This is a genomic window from Planktothrix prolifica NIVA-CYA 540 (assembly GCF_963864145.1).
Taxonomy (GTDB): domain Bacteria; phylum Cyanobacteriota; class Cyanobacteriia; order Cyanobacteriales; family Microcoleaceae; genus Planktothrix; species Planktothrix agardhii.
The window spans coordinates 3,745,451-3,765,758 of the sequence record NZ_CAWLTW010000001.1 but is presented as its reverse complement, the minus strand read 5'-3'; the positions used below and the strand labels follow the sequence as shown (position 1 = coordinate 3,765,758).

At 39.9% G+C, this 20,308-nt stretch carries 13 protein-coding genes; 2 read left to right on the top strand and 11 right to left on the bottom strand.

Features of this window, described 5'->3' with window-relative positions; translation table 11 throughout:
* Window positions 1-145 precede the first annotated feature (145 nt).
* Window positions 146-1,444, top strand: a complete 1,299-nt coding sequence (locus AC559H_RS16700; RefSeq protein ID WP_026795548.1) for a TldD/PmbA family protein — start codon at window positions 146-148, stop codon at window positions 1,442-1,444.
* Between the two features lie 109 nt (window positions 1,445-1,553).
* Window positions 1,554-2,252: a haloacid dehalogenase type II gene (locus tag AC559H_RS16695; RefSeq protein WP_026795549.1), complete on the top strand. Its 699-nt coding sequence runs from the start codon at window positions 1,554-1,556 to the stop codon at window positions 2,250-2,252.
* 21 nt (window positions 2,253-2,273) lie between these two features.
* Here AC559H_RS16695 and AC559H_RS16690 read toward each other — a convergent pair whose 3' ends face one another.
* From AC559H_RS16690 to AC559H_RS16640, 11 genes are all read right to left on the bottom strand, one after another.
* Window positions 2,274-4,085 carry a tetratricopeptide repeat protein gene (locus AC559H_RS16690; RefSeq protein ID WP_026798548.1) on the bottom strand — a complete coding sequence of 604 codons (1,812 nt, stop codon included), beginning with the start codon at window positions 4,083-4,085 and terminating at the stop codon, window positions 2,274-2,276.
* A gap of 53 nt (window positions 4,086-4,138) precedes the next feature.
* The gene (locus tag AC559H_RS16685) at window positions 4,139-6,700 is read right to left on the bottom strand and encodes a COG1470 family protein (RefSeq protein ID WP_051319591.1); all 2,562 of its coding nucleotides are present in this window, start codon (window positions 6,698-6,700) and stop codon (window positions 4,139-4,141) included.
* 43 nt (window positions 6,701-6,743) lie between these two features.
* Window positions 6,744-9,035, bottom strand: a complete 2,292-nt coding sequence (locus tag AC559H_RS16680) for a WD40 repeat domain-containing protein (protein ID WP_051319592.1) — start codon at window positions 9,033-9,035, stop codon at window positions 6,744-6,746.
* 49 nt (window positions 9,036-9,084) lie between these two features.
* Entirely contained in the window at window positions 9,085-10,554 is a 1,470-nt protein-coding gene (locus AC559H_RS16675) for a PDC sensor domain-containing protein (RefSeq protein WP_026795552.1), read from the bottom strand.
* A 63-nt stretch (window positions 10,555-10,617) separates the two neighbouring features.
* On the bottom strand, window positions 10,618-11,952 hold the full coding sequence (locus tag AC559H_RS16670) for a DUF4159 domain-containing protein (RefSeq protein ID WP_026795553.1): 1,335 nt from the start codon (window positions 11,950-11,952) through the stop codon (window positions 10,618-10,620).
* Window positions 11,953-12,075: 123 nt separating this feature from the next.
* Window positions 12,076-13,098, bottom strand: coding sequence for a phage tail protein (locus tag AC559H_RS16665; RefSeq protein WP_026795554.1), 1,023 nt, complete (start codon window positions 13,096-13,098; stop codon window positions 12,076-12,078).
* 102 nt (window positions 13,099-13,200) lie between these two features.
* Window positions 13,201-15,411, bottom strand: coding sequence for a putative baseplate assembly protein (locus tag AC559H_RS16660; protein WP_026795555.1), 2,211 nt, complete (start codon window positions 15,409-15,411; stop codon window positions 13,201-13,203).
* A 47-nt stretch (window positions 15,412-15,458) separates the two neighbouring features.
* Entirely contained in the window at window positions 15,459-15,875 is a 417-nt protein-coding gene (locus AC559H_RS16655) for a GPW/gp25 family protein (RefSeq protein WP_026795556.1), read from the bottom strand.
* Window positions 15,876-16,168: 293 nt separating this feature from the next.
* Window positions 16,169-18,130 carry a VgrG-related protein gene (locus AC559H_RS16650; protein ID WP_052349351.1) on the bottom strand — a complete coding sequence of 654 codons (1,962 nt, stop codon included), beginning with the start codon at window positions 18,128-18,130 and terminating at the stop codon, window positions 16,169-16,171.
* A 105-nt stretch (window positions 18,131-18,235) separates the two neighbouring features.
* Window positions 18,236-19,135 carry a CIS tube protein gene (locus tag AC559H_RS16645; protein WP_227365610.1) on the bottom strand — a complete coding sequence of 300 codons (900 nt, stop codon included), beginning with the start codon at window positions 19,133-19,135 and terminating at the stop codon, window positions 18,236-18,238.
* Window positions 19,136-19,171: 36 nt separating this feature from the next.
* Window positions 19,172-20,308: hypothetical protein (locus AC559H_RS16640; protein ID WP_026798547.1), on the bottom strand; the 1,137-nt coding region annotated here is incomplete at its 5' end.

Genomic DNA, 20,308 nt, shown 5'->3' with positions numbered 1-20,308 from the left:
TACCCACATACCATATAAGTCCGCGCAGGCGGACATCGTTTGTGTAGCCGCGATTGAAATCGCCGAGGGCTTTATTTCCAAAAATAAATCACCGATCACCGATCAGGGTACGATGAACGATGACGCCATGCCATCACTACTATCCATGACCTACGACCAATCCGCCGAACAGCTATTAGAGTTAGCTGCCGCATCGGGCGCTGAGGCTGCGGAAGTGTTTCAATCTCAATCCCTATCCAAGCCGATTTTTTTTGAAGCCAATCGACTCAAGCAACTAGAAACTAGCCAATCGGAAGGGACAACCCTGCGACTTTGGCGAGATGGACGTCCGGGTTTGGCCGTTGCCTATGGGCCAGTGGAACCGGAAAAATTAGTTACCCGGGCGCTGGCTTTAAGTACCCTAAATCAGCCAGAAACCATTGAATTAACCGAATCCAAGGCCCAATCCACCTATCCCGATATTGGGCAAGTTGTACCCGTTGAACAATTGATCGGTTGGGGGAAACAAGCAATTGAATTAATTCGGGCGTCCTATCCTGATGTCTTATGTGCGGCTGAATGGGATTGCGAAGTGGAATCGATTCGCTTGATTAACTCCCGCGGCCTCGAATGTAGCCACACCGACACCACCCTCAGTGGCTATATGGAAACCGAATGGGTACGGGGAGATGATTTTTTAGCGGTTTCCGATGGCCAAACTCAACGGGATTTTCTTGATCCTACGTTACTCGCCGAACGGATTTTAATGCGGTTAAATTGGGCTAAAAATAACGTGCCGTCTCCGGTAGGTCGGATTCCGGTGTTATTTACCGCTAAAGCCGCCGATATGCTCTGGGGAACCCTGGACGCCGCTTTGAATGGTAAACAGGTCTTAGAGGGGGCGTCTCCTTGGAGCGATCGCTTGAATACCCCCGTCCTGTCTCCAGTCTTAACTATATCTCAAGAACCCGATGCTGGGCCCTTTAGTTGTCCTTTTGATGATGAAGGTATCCCCACCCGTCCGATTACTTTTATTCAAAACGGAGTTTTAAAACTATTTTATACCGACTTAACTACGGGTCGCACCCTGGGAAGTGGTACAACCGGAAACGGATTTAGAACCCATTTAGGTAGTTATCCCACTCCTGGTTTATTTAATCTTTTAGTACAACCTGGAAAAAGTTCCTTAGCTGAGTTAATTAAAAGTTTAGATCGGGGTTTAATTATCGATCAAATGTTAGGAGAAAGTGCGGGAATTAGTGGGGATTTTTCGATTAATGTGGATTTAGGATATCGAGTCGAAAAGGGCGAAATTGTCGGACGGGTGAAAAATACAATGGTCGCCGGAAATGTTTACACCGCCCTCAAACAAGTTATAGAATTAGGAGGTGATGCCTCTTGGAATGGTTCCTGTTATACTCCTTCTATTATTCTTGAAGGGTTATCGGTTACGGGGAATGGGTAATGGGTAATGGGTAATGGGTAATGGGGGTTAGCACAGATTAAAATCTGTGAAATCCGTGAAATCCTCTTAAATCTGTGATCCCTGTTCCCTTAAAATACTATCTACTAAAATGATTAAATTTAATCAATTTGAAGCCTTGAGTTTTGATTGCTATGGCACTTTAATTGATTGGGAAAACGGAATTACTCCGGTTTTACAACAATTAGTTAAAGCCCATGGAATTGAGATGAGTAATCAACAGTTACTTGAATTATTTGCTATCTTAGAACCGGAAGCCCAAAGTGGAGAATATAAAACCTATCGGGAAATTTTGCAGGATGTGGTGCAGAAGTTTGGAGAACGTTTAGGGTTTTCTCCCACTCCCACGGAATTAGAAAGTTTAGCCAATTCAATTCAAGATTGGCAACCCTTTCCTGATACGGTAGAAGCCCTGAAAGCCTTAAAACAAAAATATCAGTTAGTAATTATTTCTAATATTGATGATGATTTGTTTGCCCAAACTAACCAACATCTACAAATAGAATTTGATCATATTATTACGGCGCAACAAGCTCAATCCTATAAACCTTCTGCCCATAATTTTCAATTCGCCTTAAATAAAACGGGGCTTTCTGCTAATAAGTTACTGCACGTTGCCCAAAGTATTTTTCATGATATTGTTACAGCAAATAGTTTAGGATTAACAACAGTTTGGGTTAATCGTCGTCAAGGACAACTCGGAGGAGGAGCAACGAAAATTGCGATCGCTCAACCGGATTTAGAAGTACCTGATTTAAAAAGTTTAGTTGACTTGATTTTTGAAGTTTAGAAAAGCACGATTAAATATTATTTATTTACCCTGAAAATATCGACTAATTAGATCCCTATTTTCTAAAGCTGGTAAATAGTTCGGATCAATTTTTAACGCTTCTTCAAAAGCATTTAAGGCTTCTGAATAGCGCTTTAAATAGAAGAATGCCATCCCCTCAGCCACCCAAATATTAACCGCTTTTGGATCAAGTTTCAGAGCTTGTTGATAAGACTTAACTGCTTCTTCATAATCTTTTACACCCGTGAAAAATAACCCTCGATTAAACCAAGCGGATACTGAATTAGGATCAATCTTAATAGCACTATTCGCTGCTGCAATTGCCTCTGGATATTGCCCTAAATCCCATAAAATTGCACTGGAATTAGTCCAAACTGACCCCAGAGTTTCTGTTGGTACAAAAGTGATATCACTAGCGATCGCACGCTGATAGGCTCTGAGGGCCTCTTGATTTTGCTGCATCGCCCGCAGAATACTCCCCCGATTAAACCACCCTTGAAAGTAGTTGGGATCGGCTGCTAAGGCCTTTTCCGATGCGTTGAGAGCTTCCTGATATTTTTGGGCTTGCCATAAAATCACGCTTTTTGTATTCCAAGCGATCGCTGAGTCTGGTTTCAAACTCAAGGCCTGATCAATCGCCAAAATTCCCTCCTCATAGCGTTTCAGACCTGCTAAAGCCTGTGCTTTCTGGATGAAAGTATCAGCAGGCTCACTTTCTAGCCAATTACTATCTTGTTGTAATCCACTTTCACAAGCCGTTAGTGCTTCTTGATAATTCCCTAATTTATTTAGAATTGCACACAAATTAACCAAAGCTAAGGCATTATTAGGATAAATTTTAATAGCTGTTTCTAAAGCATTTCGCGCTTGATTATATTCGTTTAATTCTCCTAAATTTATCCCTTGATATGTCCAAGCCACAGCAAATTCAGGAGCCAGCATTGTTGCTTGTTTGTATGAAGTTTTGGCTGATTCTAACCGAGAGATTCTAGTAGTTTTAATACAATTATTTTTAACTCCTATATCTTTTTCTAAATCAGTTTTTACCGCTTCACAACTGGTTAAAACTTGCTGATATTTTGCTAAACTACTAAAGGCTAAACCTTGCCAAAACCAGGCTTGAGCCGGAGAACTTTCTCCCCAATTTTGATTAACTTTTAAAGCGTTATCACAACTACCAATAGCTTGTTCATTCTTCTCCATTTCTAACAAAACTCGACAGCTACTAACTAAAACTATAGAATTCTGAGGCTCGAGTTTTAAAGATTGATCAAAGGATGCTAAAGCTTCAGAATATTGGGTTTTCTGTTCTTGAGCTAAACCTCGACTTAACCAAGTAAGACTCGGAGAAAATTCCTCCCAATTTTGATTAATTTCTAAAGCACTATCACAAGCGGAAATAGCCTGATCTTGTTGACCTAATGCTAAAAGGGAGCGACACTTTAAAGTTAAAGCTAGAGAGTTTTTAGGTTGAATTTCCAGAGCTTGTAAACTCGATACTAAAGCTTGATCATATTGTCCTAATTTTAATAATAGATCGCTGCGAAATCCCCATAAATCTGCTCTCTTTTTTTTACTCAAATTAATAGCTTGATTACAGGCTGATAACGCTTCTTCAAGCTGGGGTTGTTTCCGCAGGACATTACATAAAGAAAAATAGTAGTTAAAATCTCCATTAATGGGAGTAGGGGGAGTAGGAATTGCGGTTGGTTGTTGGGGTATATTAATATTAAAAGGTAGGGAAAATTGAGCAATAATTATCGATCCCCAAAAATTAAAACTTAGATTAATAGGAGGAAAACGCACTTTTTGAATTTTATTTATTTTGATCATAGTTTTAACATCAGGCGGTTTGTAATCAGAGTAAAAATTATTCTATTAATTATTTAATCAAATTGAGGAGGAATTTCAATCGGTGAAGCTGAGAAAGAAGGGGTTGGAGTTGGAGTTGGAGAAGAAGTTGGAGAAGGAGTTGGAATTGGGGTCGGTGCTGTTGGTAATAAAGGAAAATTAGGTGGAGTTGTTGACAATTTAGGGACAGTTTGATTAGGTCGATTTGGAGAAAGGTTGGGGTTATTTGGGGTTAATTTAGGGGTTCTGGAATCCTTGAGAGAAGTATCCTGCTGTTTATCGACCGGGGGTATTTTCGGTTCAGAAATAGGAACAACAATTTTTTCAAAGGTGACAGTTCGATTCAATTGTTCCCCTGATTCTCCTTTAACCGCAAGTGTAATTGTTTCTATACCCGGTTGTTGAGTAATTGGATAAATGATCGAACCTTCAAGACCCACTGTTCCGGGTGCAGGGAGTAATTCAACAATTGTATTTTTACCCCCTTCTACCTTCCAACTAATCCGAATAGTTTTAGCAGTTTTTTCAGGATTAATCGGTAAAATATATTTAGGTAAAGCGTCCTGATCATTCACTAAAAAAGAGACAATTTTAGTCGGGTAAATATAAGGAATAATCTTAATTATATCACTTTTCTGGCTAATAGCAGTTTCCTCTGGTGTCTCCTTAGAGACCGCCGACAATTCAAAAATATAGTTTCCGGCTTTTCGGGCATTTGTAGGGACTCTTTGACAAATTAATTCCGATTCTAATAAGCAAAATCCACTTAACTCCGAGGGGATACCGTCACTAAAATCGTAGGTTTTTAAGGGAATTATAACTGTGTCATCTGTGGAACGAGCCATTAACTTTAATGCTTGCAATTGTTCTGGATTTTTAATTTTCCAATTCAAGGCAATTTCATTATTAAATGTTAAGACAGATTGGTTAGGGGCTGGTTCTTGATAGGCTGTTTGTGTTGCCATAAAATCCAAGATTTTAGGCTGGGGTAAAGCACTAATACGAATCGTGTTTGTTTTTTTAGAATCAGCTAACTGATAGCCTTTTTTAGCAAATATATCCATTTGAAAAATATAAGTTCCCGCTTGTTGGGCATCGGTACGAATATTTTGACAATTTAAAACCGATTCTAATGTGCAAAATTCCTTCAATTCCGGCGGAATCCCCTTGCTAAAATCATACAATATATCTTCACTAGAAACAATACCACTATCGGCAGCAATCCCAATAATTTTAATCGTTTTTAACTGTTGAGGGTGAAGAATTTGCCAATTTAGGTGAATCGCATCTTCTGCGGCTTGTTCATAAGTCGGAAAAACCGAAGTAAATTCTAAAATTTTCGGGGGTGTTGGTGGTCGGAAAAATACCCACCAAATCGCAAAAATTAGGGATGCGATCGCCCCCAAAATCATAAAAATTAATAAAATAAATTGCCAAAGGGGTCGTGCTTCCCAAATTAAAGTTCCTGGCAACCGTTCGGGAACAGGTAGTTGATAACTATCCTCAATTTCTATATAAAATTCAATCGGTAATCCCTTGCCAAACCAAGGACGTCGCCACCATTTATTCGGTTTAACTTTTAGGTCAATTTGAGTTTTTAATTGCGCCCCTAATTTCACCTGTTCAGGATCAAAAGTATAAGTACAAATCGGTTTACCTGCGTCTTCTTCTGCGCTAAAACTAACATTGCGGAGGGTGTTTCCGCCATTCCCCAATAACAACCGAAACCATCCCGTTTCTTTACTAACCTTCCCAATTTTAGTTTGCAATTCTGGGATTAATCTATAGATGGGAAGTACCCGCAAATACAAGACATCAATTAGTACCAAATCGAGGTTATTCAAGGAAGTTAAACGTAGGGTTGGGGAGTAATTTCCGGCTTTGACGTTTAGAGGAAATTGTAAGCGGAAAATAATCTCACTTTTCGCCCCCGGATTCAATGCTAAACTTTGCCGTTCTCCGACTAATCCTAATTCAACTAATCCCTCTGGATAAATCACAGTAAACCAATCATTGGGCAGATCAGAACAACTTAAACGAAAGCGATCGACCCGTGAAGAACGGTTATTAACTATAATTTTACAATCTAAAGGTTTGCCCGGTTCAATAATAGTTGGTTTTTGATAAGTTGTAATTGGTAAAATTTGAAATGTCGGGTCATTAACCTGGGTCGCGGATTGTACTGATGGTAAAATTTGCAGTCGCGCTTGATGACGAATCGGCGTGTCTTCTGGATAGTGTTTAGGCGCATCAATAACTAATAAATAACTATGATTTTCGGGGGTAGCATTAATAGGAATTGCAAAGTAAAAAACCACTTCTGCACTACAATTATTAGCTAAGGCCAAACTTTCTGAAGCCGAGCTACACCACTGACGTAACAAGCCAGAAGTTTCATCAATATAAACATTAATAACAGCGCCTTTATTGCCTTGATTGGTTACTGTAACCCGCAGTTCAAAAATTTCTCCAGCACAGGCAGAACTGTCTTCGGAAGGGTTAATAATCAAGGCGATGGGTTTAGCAATTCCCGCATTTTCTGAATATTCAATATCATTCAGAGCTTGACCGTTAGTTTGTGGAGTTTGATGTACCATAATTTTAAATCCTCAAAAATAGTTAAATTAATTATTTAAGTCTCTACTCTATCTCAAGATTATTGCGAAAATCACAACCCAAATTAAATATTCTTTTTGTTTGGGTTATTCTGACTTGATCATCATCACCTCCACTAGCAATTAAGATATTTTTACCGACAATTTTAACATCAACACTATTAATTTTTTTCTGATGATAGGAATGGCTAACTTCTTGTTTAATTCCCAGATTGTTTTCTATAGATGAACCATCAGGCATTGTTAAAGGTCGTTTTCCTTCGGAGGTTAAAGCCCAAAGTATGACTTTACCATCGTCCCCACCACTGGCTAAATAGCAGCCATTATCACTAAATGAAACTGAACGAACCGCTTCCCCCATTTTACTTCCTTGCCAACGATCAATTACTTCACATTCTCCTGAACTATCTAAACAGTTTTTCATATTCCAGATCGTAATATTTCCTTGATTATCCCCTGTTGCTAAAATATTGGGAGCAATTTCTGCAACATCAACACTTAAAATATAATCATCTTGTCCTCCGGTTGGATAAGGAACTTTTAAGGTTTTATTCTGGTCAAGATTCCAAATTAAAAACTGATTATACCGACCGACAACTGCTAAATGACGATTATCTTTTCCGACAAAACTCAGGTCATAAACAGCAAAATCAAATTGTTTTTTCTTTAATAAGCGATCGCTTCCTTTAGTCATTTGATCTCGCTGAAGACTGGCATCCCACTGTACAACTAAACCACTACCATGACCACTAAATAATGTTTGAGAATCTTGAGAAAATTCTAAGGCAAAAACGCGATCATCTTTATTAATTGAAAAAGTATCAATTAACCCGGTTTCTTCCGTTAATCCCCACAATTGAATTTCCCCATTTTCCAATCCGGCGGCGATCATATTATTATCAACGGGTCGGTAACGTAACACTCGCACAGCCTTTTTAGTATTGCCAATTTTACCGATAAATTGATTGTGTAAATCATTAAAAAAGTTAGTAACTTTCCATTCAGCTATTGTCTGATCATTAGAACCACTCATGATCGTACTGGCTAACCCATCAAATTGAACAGAATTAACTGGTTTTTTATGTCCTAAAGAGGGATGATAAGGATTCAGTGCCGAAAACCACCACAGTAACCCCAGTAATACAACACTGCCCGTTAATATTAACCCCAGGGGAATAAAGGGTAAAACCTTTAATTTCAAGATTTGATTGGGGGGAGAAGTGCTAGACAAACGGCTATCAGACACAGAAGAAAGATGTTGTGTTTGTATTGTTGTTACTTCTATTAAAAATTTCCTGATCCGACCTAACCAATGTCGTTTAATTTTTGTGATTAATAAGATTTGATTTGTTTCGCCAATATCGAGATCAATAGTAGGATCAAAATCATTGATCTCTACATCATTATTTAAGGGTTCTATAGATTTTTTTTTGTCTTGTATTAATAGAGATAAATCGGATTTTAATTCATATTTTATTTTGTCTGAGCAATTAACTTTGAGTTGAAATATCTGTGAAACATTACTGCAATTTTTTATTTCTATATGAAAAATAACCGGGTCAGAACGCCAAAAAAATCTCCTTCTACTGGGGATACGACGTTCCTGGGGAAAACACCTAAACTCTACAATTCCTTGGGGTAAAATTAATAAATTCCCGGTAATTTGCCTTGATAAACCATTGGTAATTATTGCTGTAATAGTGAAGGGCTGAACTTGGCTTTTAGTTTGGATAATATCGGGAATTTGGCACCAGAAAACGGCATCAACTCGAAAACGAGATGGAATTTGGATAAGCTGTTGTTCTTCTATTAACCAGGTGGGATTAATTCCTGTTAATTTTAATACCGCATTCGCAGGTTGAGAACTGGGATTATAAACCTGAACCGGGATTTTAATTTGCTGTAGGGGGTAAGCTTGAAATTCCTGGACAGGAAGGGTTAATTTTAAGCCAACTCCCCCGCTTCCTTCGAGTATATTTAACCGCAATAATTGACGGGTTTCTTCCTGAAGTTCAATGGAAAAAACTCTCACGGTTAGATTCATCTGACCGACAAAACCAGGTAAAGGACTATCAATAATTTTAACCAGAAATTGTGTAGAATCTCCTGGGGGTTTTTTAGTACAAATTTCGGGGGAAAGAATATACCAATTTGGGGCTAAATCTTCATCAGTACCCGCCGCTAATACTTCTACCTGAAAGCTGGCAAAACGATCACTATAGTTAATCGCATTGATTTCAAAAGATACGGCTGATTCACCCGGTTTGAATGTCAGTTCAGTTGTAGAAATATCAGTGGTAATTAGATTAGTTTTCATGTTTCATTCCTTGAGTTTTATTGATTAAAAGTATTTAATTTATAATTAATTATCTTTGATTTTTATCATTTTCTCCTATTTTTGTCCTGAGTTGTTGTGATTCTCTCAATAATATTTCTAAGTTTTTGACTTGCTTTTGGGAATTATTTCCACTCTTGGTTTTTTGCTTTTGCAGATCTTGATTTTGAAGTTGATCAATCATTTGTTTCCAATTTTGTTCGCGACTGTAAATGACATTTGCCATAGCTAACATTACTTTTCCTAACTGTCCAAATTCATCGCGACGACGACTCACCTCCTCTAATATACTTTGATCAAAGTTTTGTGACTCAATAGTATGGGCTGCTTGTTGTAACTGTTCAATAGGTTTAATAATCCAACGCACCATTAACAGAGCTAAAATCACGCCAATACCCGCTACCAAAACGCCAATAATTATGGTTAAAGTTGTATAAGTATAGATATATTGAAGAAAATCAGAATAGGGAATCACAACCACCATTAACCAATCACAACCAATTTCTTTTCCTTCTTGATTCTGTTGTAAAGGGGTGACTTGGACAAGTTGTAAATTTCCTTTGAATCGAAAGGTAAATTGTTGTTTCTCTTTAATCTGATCTAAACCATTAAATTTTTCAATTAAGTATTGATTTATTCCTTGAATAATCGGATCTTGATTTTCACTCATATTCAGTCGTTTGGTTTGATTATTCACTACTTTAAAGGGTTGCTCTAAAGTTGAGATTGCAATTACATCTCCCGTCCGTTCTATAACTAAAGCTTTTCCATTCTGACTAATTTCTAAATTTCGTAAAAATTTGCTAATTTGTACCAGACTAATATCAGTGGAAATCACTCCTTCAAAACTCCCAGATTCCCGATCGTAAATCGGAATAGAAAAATCCATCCCTAGCGTATTGATACTGGCTAGTTGATAAACCGGACTCCAGCTTGGTCTTCCTATACTTTTAGAAAATTCATACCAGAGACGAGCACGAGGATCATACTCCACACTTTTGATCAATCTGATGCGATTTCCTTTGGAGTCAACTTCATACAAGTTCCGATTTCCGTTCGTTGATTCATCTCTAAATTTTTCTATAAATTCATTTTCTGTTTTCTCATAATGTACATAATTTCCTTTTTCCGTTCCTATATAAATGGAAGTTAATGCGTTTGTTTTTTGTAGTTGTTGCCAAAAATATCGCTTGACTTCTTGTAAGTTATTAATATCAACATTCCCACTTTGGATGGCTGCGAAGTATGCGGGTAATAATACTTTTGGCTTTCCTAAATAATTACGAAGATTGAGTTCAATCATCTGAGTCGATTTTTCACTAATTTTTAACATCAGTTTTTCAATCTCTTGTTTTCCCGCTTGAAAGTTAAACCAGCTAATCACTGTGACAGAAACCAATAAAGGTGTAACAATAATCAGGGGCAAGGTACGGCGAATGGATAAAGAACCCACGGATTTATCAAAAATTTTCTGGAAAAAAGAGAAGGTTTTGTTAGCCATAGTAAGTTTAATTTTATAGTGGGAATAAAGATTAACAACCTCAATCAATTATAGTTTATAAACCTAAAGTAGAAGTTGAGTTAATTGTCGCCTTTTTACAGCAAAATATAGAAAATTAATCCCCATTTCTTGAGCAGATCTAATCGTTTCTCTTGGAAAACTAAACCCTTCATTTATTCCCCAAGCCATTGACAAATCTCCTAAAACTAAGATAATATTATCCCAGTTAAATAAGCTAATTTCCTGTTCTTTAATGATCGGAAACTGACTAAACAAAAAAGGCTGATTTCGTAGGGGATGTTGACGAGTAATTGCTCCTGAATCGTTGGCTGTAACTTCGCCTGTTTTTTGGGCTAAATTTCTGATGGTGATCATAACATCAGCCAACTGTTTATCCAAAATCTTTGTTGTAGTCTCTAGTTCGCTTTCCAACTGTTGTATCAACGGATCAAATTCTCCATCTTCTTTAAGATCATTTAGGGTTTCTTTCAGTTTTTGTTGAATTTTAATTAACTGCACAATTTCGCTTTCCAGAGTTGTTAATTCTATAAAAATTATCCCTCCAGTTTCCCTATATTCTCTGAGAATTTCCGTTTCTGATTCTGTTAATATAGCAATTTTTTGATAACTGAGGTAGAGTAAATCATAGTTTAAATATTCGTTATTTTCTTCTGTTTGTAATTTAATTTTACCAATTTCTGACCGACCTCCAAGGGCGGGATAAAGTGCAGGTAAAGATTGAATTAGTCCAGATAAAGATGATAAAATCATCTGATCAATGGGTGAATCGTTGGCAATTAAACCGACGCTCACCACCCCTTGATGACGTGCCATTACTTGTTGCCGATAGCGCAAATCAATATGATTTCCGCCAGGAAAAAAAACATTAGTTGGGGAGGTGATTTGAACGTTTCCTGCTAACAAGATAATCCGGCACAGTTCTACCTCTAGTTGATCGGGATTGTTAATTTTTTCATCAATTCTAAACATTTCCTCGATCAAATATTTTGATTCGGGTCGATATAGTGTTTCTGGATTAACGTATCTGATAGTAATATAAATTAATAGCGGGTTTTCCCCAGCTTCAGAAGCAATATGAAATTCCATCGGTTCGGGAACAATTATCGGATTTCCGATTAAATCAATCGCAATTCCACGGTCAATTTTAATCCAGCGATTATCCCGATATTTAGCAACAATATGATCCGGTGCAGCAATAGCAGAAACCCCTAATCCACAGACGATTCCTGGTTGATTCAGGGATTGATAATGGAGATTTTGGCGATTCTGGTGATAGGCGTGGGCAGATTGCCAACGTTCAGCATTTAAGAGCAGTCCATCCTCGACGGATAGACGTTTTAGGGGCGATGGTTCGGGGTAATCAAATAAGGAAAACATAAGGTAAAGCAGGGAATGGGCAATGGGCAATGGGCAATGGGTAAGGTAAAGCAGGGAATGGGCAATGGGTAATACTGAATTTCTTCTATTGCCTATTGCCTATTCCCTATTCCCTGTCTTTTTTTAGCTTGTTTCTATAATTAACTCGTAACTACAAAAGGCTGGTTTTTCCTGTTCAATAATAGTTCGCACTAAGGCTTCTTCAATGGGGCGATCGGGTTCTGGACGCAGGCGAACTGTAAAATGAAAGGGTCGCACTCCTCCCAAAATGGCGTCGTAACCTAAGCGAGTTTTGTCCAAGACAAAGCCGGAATTAAAAAACTCATAAATTCCAATATGTTTTTCATCTTCATTCATAATATGATCATCTAAAGGTAAACGAGTTGCTAAGTAAAGATATAGGCGCAGACCCCGACGAGTTCCTCGCCATCTATAAATTTCAATCGCATTTCGGATTAAGTTTCTTTGCTGTTCTAAGGTTAAATAAGGTTGATTTTTCCAGCCTACCCAGTGAGCTAGAAACTCTAACATTCCGATCGGGGCTGTTAGGGGATCTAAATAAGCCCAAAGATTAGAAAGAACTTGGACATCCGGTTCTAAAGTCGCTTCAAAAATTTGCAGAAAACGTCCAACAAAATCAATTTCTCGATAAAAATTAGGTAGAAATTGTTGATAACGGCTAATAGGGCGAACATAAAGGTTAAAAGTTGCTATTTCTAGCAATTGTGATCCTGTTCCCCGGGTTGCTCCATAAACGGCTAAACGACTTTGATAATCTAATTTCAGAACTTGACCCACACCCAGGGCGAAGGGATTTTCAAAGAAATCCGCCGGAGTTTGGAAGCGGATAATCGCTTTGATTGTTTCGGCAGGTGTTAGTAAAAACGCGGGATTTTCTTCCTCTAGTTCTGTGATGATAGTATACCAATTCTGGGGAAAATCTCCTGTAATTTCTAGGGTTAATTCTAAAGTATAACTTCCTAAATTTTCTAAATTAACCACCAATTCACTGGCTTCTCCTGGGACAAGTAAAAGACTCGGATTTTCCACATTAATATTTTCCGATGCCTGAATCGGAAGCGTGTTTAAATTTGCTTCCGGCGATCGCATAGGAATTAATTTTAAAATCAGGAGTTCACGAGCCATAAATCAGTTATCAGTCATCAGTCATCAGTTATCAGTGTAAGAGGTATCAGTGATCAGTTGAGGAGTTAATAAATTAACTGTAAACTTAATAACTGTAAACTGTTAACTGATAAATGAAATAACGTGCTGCGATCGCAGGGTCGAATCAGCCCAGGAACAGATCAATCCCTTGGAGCCAGGATTAACAGTGGGGGATGGGGGCAGACGCATCCAAGATTGTCCTTGACGCTGAAGTTCGAACAGTTGCAGCGTCCCAATATAACGAATCGCATCAAACTGCTGGATCACAGTGATCGCATCGCTGAGATAGACGGGTTGACCCAGGGGCCAGCCCTTTTGATCCATGCCTCCGGTAATCGGATTAAAAAAGCTGTACAGGGCGACTAGCATTTGTTGGCGGAGGGTTTGTTGGGCAACGGGGTGATTGTATTCGGGTTTGAGGGCAACTTCCGCCTGAATTGCCACCCCCGTATAGTCACCGGAGACACATAACACCTGTACCCCTAAAAGCCGCCGTTCGTCCAGGTAGGCGATCACTTTTTGCTCCAGATCATCGGTGAGGGTGAACTGGTCGGGGTGAATGCCCTCACTGCGGATGATGTCATCCTCCCCCAATCCCCCCGTGAACGGGGAGTTTAGGGGTGTCACCTGGGGGACAATTAAAACCCGTACTGTCCCTCCTTTGCCACTGGTAACAGGTAAACAGTGGGCGCGAGCCACGGCCCCAGCCCCGCCCCTAATCGCCAACTCCTCAAAATCTTCAGGGGTGACGGCCCGATCGCGGGTACGAAGCATTTGGGGCACACGAATCGCTGCCTGTTCTAAGGTTTCCGCCTCGGCTCCATTTCTGGCAGGTTGATGGTTAATCACACTGGCAACATAAGGAACGGCCGTTTTCAAAATTTCTAACGTCCCGACCTGAACGTTTCCCCCCGAACCTCCCCCCGTGCGGTAACGAGACATCTGCAACGCCGATCCTTTTGGGGGAATGCTGCCATATTGGTTTTGTAAGTCGGAATTTGAAAGTAGCATTTGCCTGGAGGTGTTGGTTTGGACGTTTGCCCTTAACTCCATTGCTTCCTTGAGTTGGCTGGCTTCCCTGACTAATGGGCCCAATTGCAGGACACCTGTTAGGGAGTCAATAATATAGTGTTGATCGTTGACTCCCGACTCTGAAAAATCCTTCACCTCTTGCCAGCGTTGGGGAATGGCACCTGGGGGGGTAACAATCAGATATTCGTCCTCCCGCCGTTCTAGTACGGGTGCTCCTTCAAGTTGAAAAAACTGTCCGGGGTCACCGTTGCTTTCTCCTAAGATTTCATCTTCAATAATTTCACATTGGGTTGCTTTCACGGTTCCGCCAATGGCTGTGGCTGTAATCCCAATCATCCGAGGTGAGCGACTGTAGGCGGGTTGTCTGGGATCGGGTTCGGTACAAACACACCGCAACCACCGACCTCGATAGGCGGTGAAGTGCGCGGGAGGAAAGTTAATTGGCAGGTGCAGGGTCACGTCGGCACCTTGTAATGGGTTGCCGCCTTTTTGGGCGAGGTTACTGAAGCTAAATCCTTGGGTTTCGTCATCGGATTCTTGTAGGAGGACGGGTTGCCATTCACTTCCATTCCAGGCTTCCCAAGTACGGGGGGGAGCGTTGGGGTTAATTCCGGTGGGAGTGGCTTCTTGACCTTTAATCCTAATGGTGAGAACGTTACCATCCAGGGGTTCATCGGGGTCAAAGACCAGATAGAAGCAATTACCAGGTTGGGGACTATCGCTAAACAGGGAAAGCTCTGGGCCTGACCAGTTACCCGGCAATGCGGCACTCCAGAAGTTGGTAAAGCGATCGCGCAAAACCTGCGGGTTCGAGGGTGCTGTATCCCCGGTGAGAAAGTGTTGGATGGTGGGTTGACCAATAATTAGGGGTTGGTCGGTTGTAAACACAATGGCGGACTGGGTGGCCGTGCGTCCTGTGGCGACTTCGGTTCCGGTTGTGATGGTATAAGCATCTGGCAGATCACCGACTAAATAAAATGTGATTTCTGTTGTTGCTGGTTTGGGCGGTTGTAAACGAATACCCAGCAATTCTAAGAAGGTAATATAATTGCGTCGGGGAACTTGATTAAACCGAGCCAACATTTGGTCGGTTAACCAAGCAAATAGTTCAACTAAGGTAATACCTGGATCACTGGGATTATAGTTTGTCCACTCTGGACAATAGCGGGGAATCCTCAGAATACATTCTTTTACCAGGTCTTCATAGTCCCGATCATCTAAGTTAGGTTTGGGTAGTTTAGGTAAAAAGTCAAAAACCATAAAAATCAGTAATCAGTAATCAGTTATCAGTAATTCGTAATTCGTAATCAGCTTTCAACTTGCAAATAAAAAGGAAACACAATACTGCGTCTTTCGTAAGTTTTTTGCAGATGGTAAATAATATTAAGATCAACTCTTCCTTGATAGGAGTCAGGGTCAGTTAGGACTTCATCAACAATAATTCGGGGTTCCCAAAGTTCTAATGCTTCTTGGACATAAATTCGCATTAACATCAGGGTTTGTTGGTTAATGGGGGCGAAATTCAACTCGGACAAACGACAGCCAAAATTAGGCCGATAAACCCTTTCTCCCCATTGGGTCAGCAGGATAATATAAATTGATTCTCTGATATTCTGTTCCTCTGCACTCAAGTCGAGGTTACCCTGAAGGTTGATTTGCACGGGAAATCTTAAACCTTGACCCAAGTAAGGACGGCTTAATTGTTGATTCGCTAAATTAACCATTACCTATTACCCATTACCTGTATCCAGATGGATGCCCTTAATTTAGCTTATTGATTCGACCGGGTGTATTCTCCAAAGGTCTAATCACACCTAAGATATTTTTTATGGGAAGTTCCCAGCCGTTGAAACGGCGGGCTATACAAACTAAGTCCACCTGCGTGGACTAAGAGAAAATTCAGGTCTTAAACCCACGAAGGTGGGTTTTGTCTGTGTAGCCACGATTTCTAATTGCTTGGTTCTTTGATTTTTTCTTAAACCCACAAAGGTGGGTTTTGTCTGTGTAGCCACGATTTCTAATTGCTGGGTTCTTTGATTTTTTCTCGCAGGTCGCTTAAGGTTTGAGCTTGCTGAATATCAGTGGTGATATTTTGTTGAACCTGCTCCTTAAGTTGAGCCATTTCTTGAGCACGAGAGAGATCACTATTAGTATTTTGCTGAATTTGCTGTTGCAAATTAGTTAAGGTTTCTCCAACATTAACACTATTAACCGTTGTACCCATTAGGAATTGTGTCGCTAAAACATTGCCCGATACTAATACCTGTCCCGTTCCCGGTTGTAGCTGAATATTTCCCTTCGACTCAATAGTAATACCCCCCTGATCATCTAAACGAATTGACTGTCCCGCCTTAGTCCTCACCTCAATTGACCCATTACTATCATTGAGGCGAATTTGATGGCCCTGACTGGTTTGAATATAAATACCCGCCGCCGTCCCATCTTTATCTTCCTCGACAAATTGTAAAGTGTGCTGGGTACGAGTTTTAAATGTTCTTAAGCGGACTTTCCCCTTGTCAACTGAGTCTGTGATCTTGGCAGGAGGCTGATCTTTGCCATTCCAAACCCCACCAATAATATAGGGGCGATGAATGTCTCCATGTTCAAAGGCAACCAACACCTCATCATTAATTTCCGGTAAACAGTCGAACCCCCGACCTGGGCCAGCCCCCACCCCCACAACCCTCGCCCAGTAACTGGCATGGGCGGTACTATCTTTTTCCGGGGTCAGGGTCGGAAACTTCACCCGCACCCGTCCCCAACCCTTGGGATCTTTGTTATCCGTGACAATACCCACCAGATGGGTCTGTCCGGGTCTGAGGCGTGTACTTGGGGAAAGGGTTTGCAGCAAGTTGTCTCCCCTGAGTCCCCGCACACTAAATTCCGTTGTGTAAATCCCCTGATAAAATAGATGGCGACTCTCAGTAACATAATAACTGCCACTATAACGACCCATTCTATCTAGTTCCACAACTTTCCCCGGTCGGATGCGGGGGTTGCCCTGTCCCCGGGTATCGGCATAGATAAAGTCCCCTTCTAACTCATTAAAAAGTGCCTGTGCCATCACTTCTGCTTCTTTAATGGTAGCAGTGGGTTGATCCACAACTAATAGCTTAGGTTCAGAAGGGTTCAACCCGAACTTTTGGCTATAGTCCCTGCCTTTTCCGTATTCGGTACGAGTCAGAATCTCAGAAGTAGTTAATTGAGTGGTTTCTTTGGGAATACGGGCAACGATGGGCTCCTTTCTTTCATAGTCCCAACTCCGTACTTCCACCGCTTTCACTTGTTCAGCACTGGTTAAACGAACACGAAAACTGGTAAAATCAGCCAGCCAAACTAACTGTAAAATCTCATTAATCTGAGGATTACGAAAATTCAGTTTACCATCTTGGACAAAAAATTCAAACCCAATGCGGGCGGCTCGTTCCCGCAGAAATGCCATATTGGTTTGATTTTCTTGAAACACATATTCATGTTTTTCCCCACTAGAGTCAATTGTATGGGTTTCAATTCCTACTTCTTCGGCGATTTTTTTGACAATATCCGAATCAGTATAATCTTGAAAAGATCGAATATAAAGTCCTCGATGTAAGCGATGGGAAATGTCATAACCCCGAATTACAATAGGAGCTTGAGTTTGTCCTGAGAAATGAGTTTCAATTGCTGTAATTTCCCCATCAATTAAATAGGTTGGCTGATTATTTTTGGGTGCAGAATCACTATTCGTACTGGGGATAAAACCAATTTTAATAACTTTACCAATTTGGATAATGTCCTGATCATATTTCCAGGTTTTTGTCTCTTGATCAGTAGCAGCATAAGGATTATTAATAACCAGGGTAAACATAGCGGGTAAATGCAAACTTTCTTCTACAGAAATTTGCAGAATATCCCGCCTAAAATCATTCATTAAGTCTGGATCAACTCCATCAACTGTAATAATAGGAGTCGAGACATAATCCGTTGCTTGTGAACTCATAAAACAACCTACTAATAATCAGTTATCAGTCATCAGTTATCAGTTATCAGTCTTTCATCCCTATTCCGGTGTTCCGGTGTTCCGGTGTTCCCTAACTAAAAGTGATTATGTAACGACAAATTTTTGGCGCTCGCTGAAGGCTCTACTTGCCACCCCTAAATCAACTTCTTCTAAAGTAATGTTAACCATAGCTCGCACGGGTGTTCCATTGGGTAAAAACATGGTTAATTTATAGTCTAATTGTTTAATCATACAACACATATAATTCTTTTCACCCCAAATAAAATAAAAAACAGGAGGTCGTCTTGTTTCCAATGTCTGACTACCGACCTTTTCTGAACCAAATTCTCTATAACCCAAGACATTTTTTCCCCCGACCGATCCCACAAAGGATTGCATTGCTGTTTCCGATGAACTTAATTTAACCAGCCTTTCTTTGTATCCACCAGAAGTTGTTGGTGTCGCAAAAGGATCTTTAAACTTAGAAAAATCCACTGCATCCAATAGGGATTGAATTTCATTAAAAACACTAACACCCGTTTCGTAGGTATCAAATAAAATCCCAGACAAGGTAAGTTTATAAGCTTCAATAGAGCCAAAGTTAACTTTCGGTAAGCCCCTTTGTGTTCTCGATCCATCCATTGTTTTAATCGTAACAGATCGGCTTAAACTCAAATCAGTTGGATTGAACATAAAGTTAATCGGAGAAGCTGCTTCACCCGTTCTCGGTATGAGAGCAGCTTTAACTAACCGTTGATCCCTTTGTTGCGCTTTGTAACTTTCCTGAGCTAGATTTTTAAACCTGTTTTCTTCTGATATAAACTGCCGATCTCTTGCCAGATCCTCTGCTGCGGCAGCTTCTAAAATTTTTATATCCGCCGCTTCGAGCATAGCATTTTTCAACGCTGTTCCCAGCGTTGACAGTGCCTGATTTCCCGACTCTTCTGTCGATGAACTTGACATATTTTTCTCCTTAATTATAAGTAACTTTGTTGATAGCCTCAAAAAATTTATTAAGAACTTTTTGAGCCAAAATCATACTTAAAATAATCGACGATCATAAGATGAACCCTGTCGTTCCCTTTCTATTTCAAAACGTTGTCGGACAAGACCATAAATTTCTCTAGCTAAAACTTCAACTTGATCTGTTTTAGTTTCTGCCTGTTTTGTTTCCTCCTTTTGTGCTACACTTGCTGATGAAGACTGATGATATTCTAGTCCTAAATTTGAGCGAGTAAGAGTTTCAACAGGTTCAGCTTTACGACTAGCAGTTTTTTGCTCCTGTTGTATTCTAGTTTGGATTGTTTTTTCCATTAGTACCTTCACAGAAGTTGGCTGCTGTTGTAAATCTAAATTGTGAATTCCCGCAACACCACTAGAAATTCCAGGGGGTAACAGCATCCCAGCAGGGAAGTCCAATGTCTGATGCGGGTGTTTACGGTGCTTCGCTTGTCGCCCTTCTTTTTTGAAGAAAGCTTGCACAACAGTTGGTTTACTTGGCGTTGAGTTGCTTTCACCGAGCAATTCTTCAATACTTGACCAAGAATCAGGAACATCTGAGGTTGAAAAATCGCTTTCTTGCTGTTGAATCATTATACCTTGTTTTGATGATTCATTGTTAAAATTCGGCTCAGATTTTGGCTCTATATTAATCGTTGAAGGAGAAGCAAACTGATCCAGATTATCTAAAACATTTTCATGTTCATCTTTTGATAGCATAGGATTAGTTTGAAGAAAGGAAGTTTCTGAGATCAATTTAGATGGTTGAATTAAAGATTTGGAAATACCTAAAGGTTTGCTATGGGTAATATTTTCTAATACTTGAGGAAGTTGAGGAATAGCACCAGGTTGTCTTAACAATTGTGCAACAGTTTGACTTTCCGTTTGTTTTTGGATATCAGAAACCGGGATTTCTGGTGTAACAATACCCGTGGGATTAATTGTTGATGCGGAATCCGATTGTTTCTGGAGAGTTGAAACAGGAATTTCTGGGTTAAGAATATCTGTAGGATTAATTGTTGATACTGATTCAGTTTGAGGAAGGTTATCAATTGCGGAATCCGATTGTTTTTGGAGAGTTGAAACAGGAATTTCTGGTGTAACAATACCCGTGGGATTAATTATTGATGCGGAATCCGATTGTTTTTGGAGAGTTGAAACGGGAATTTCTGGGTTAGG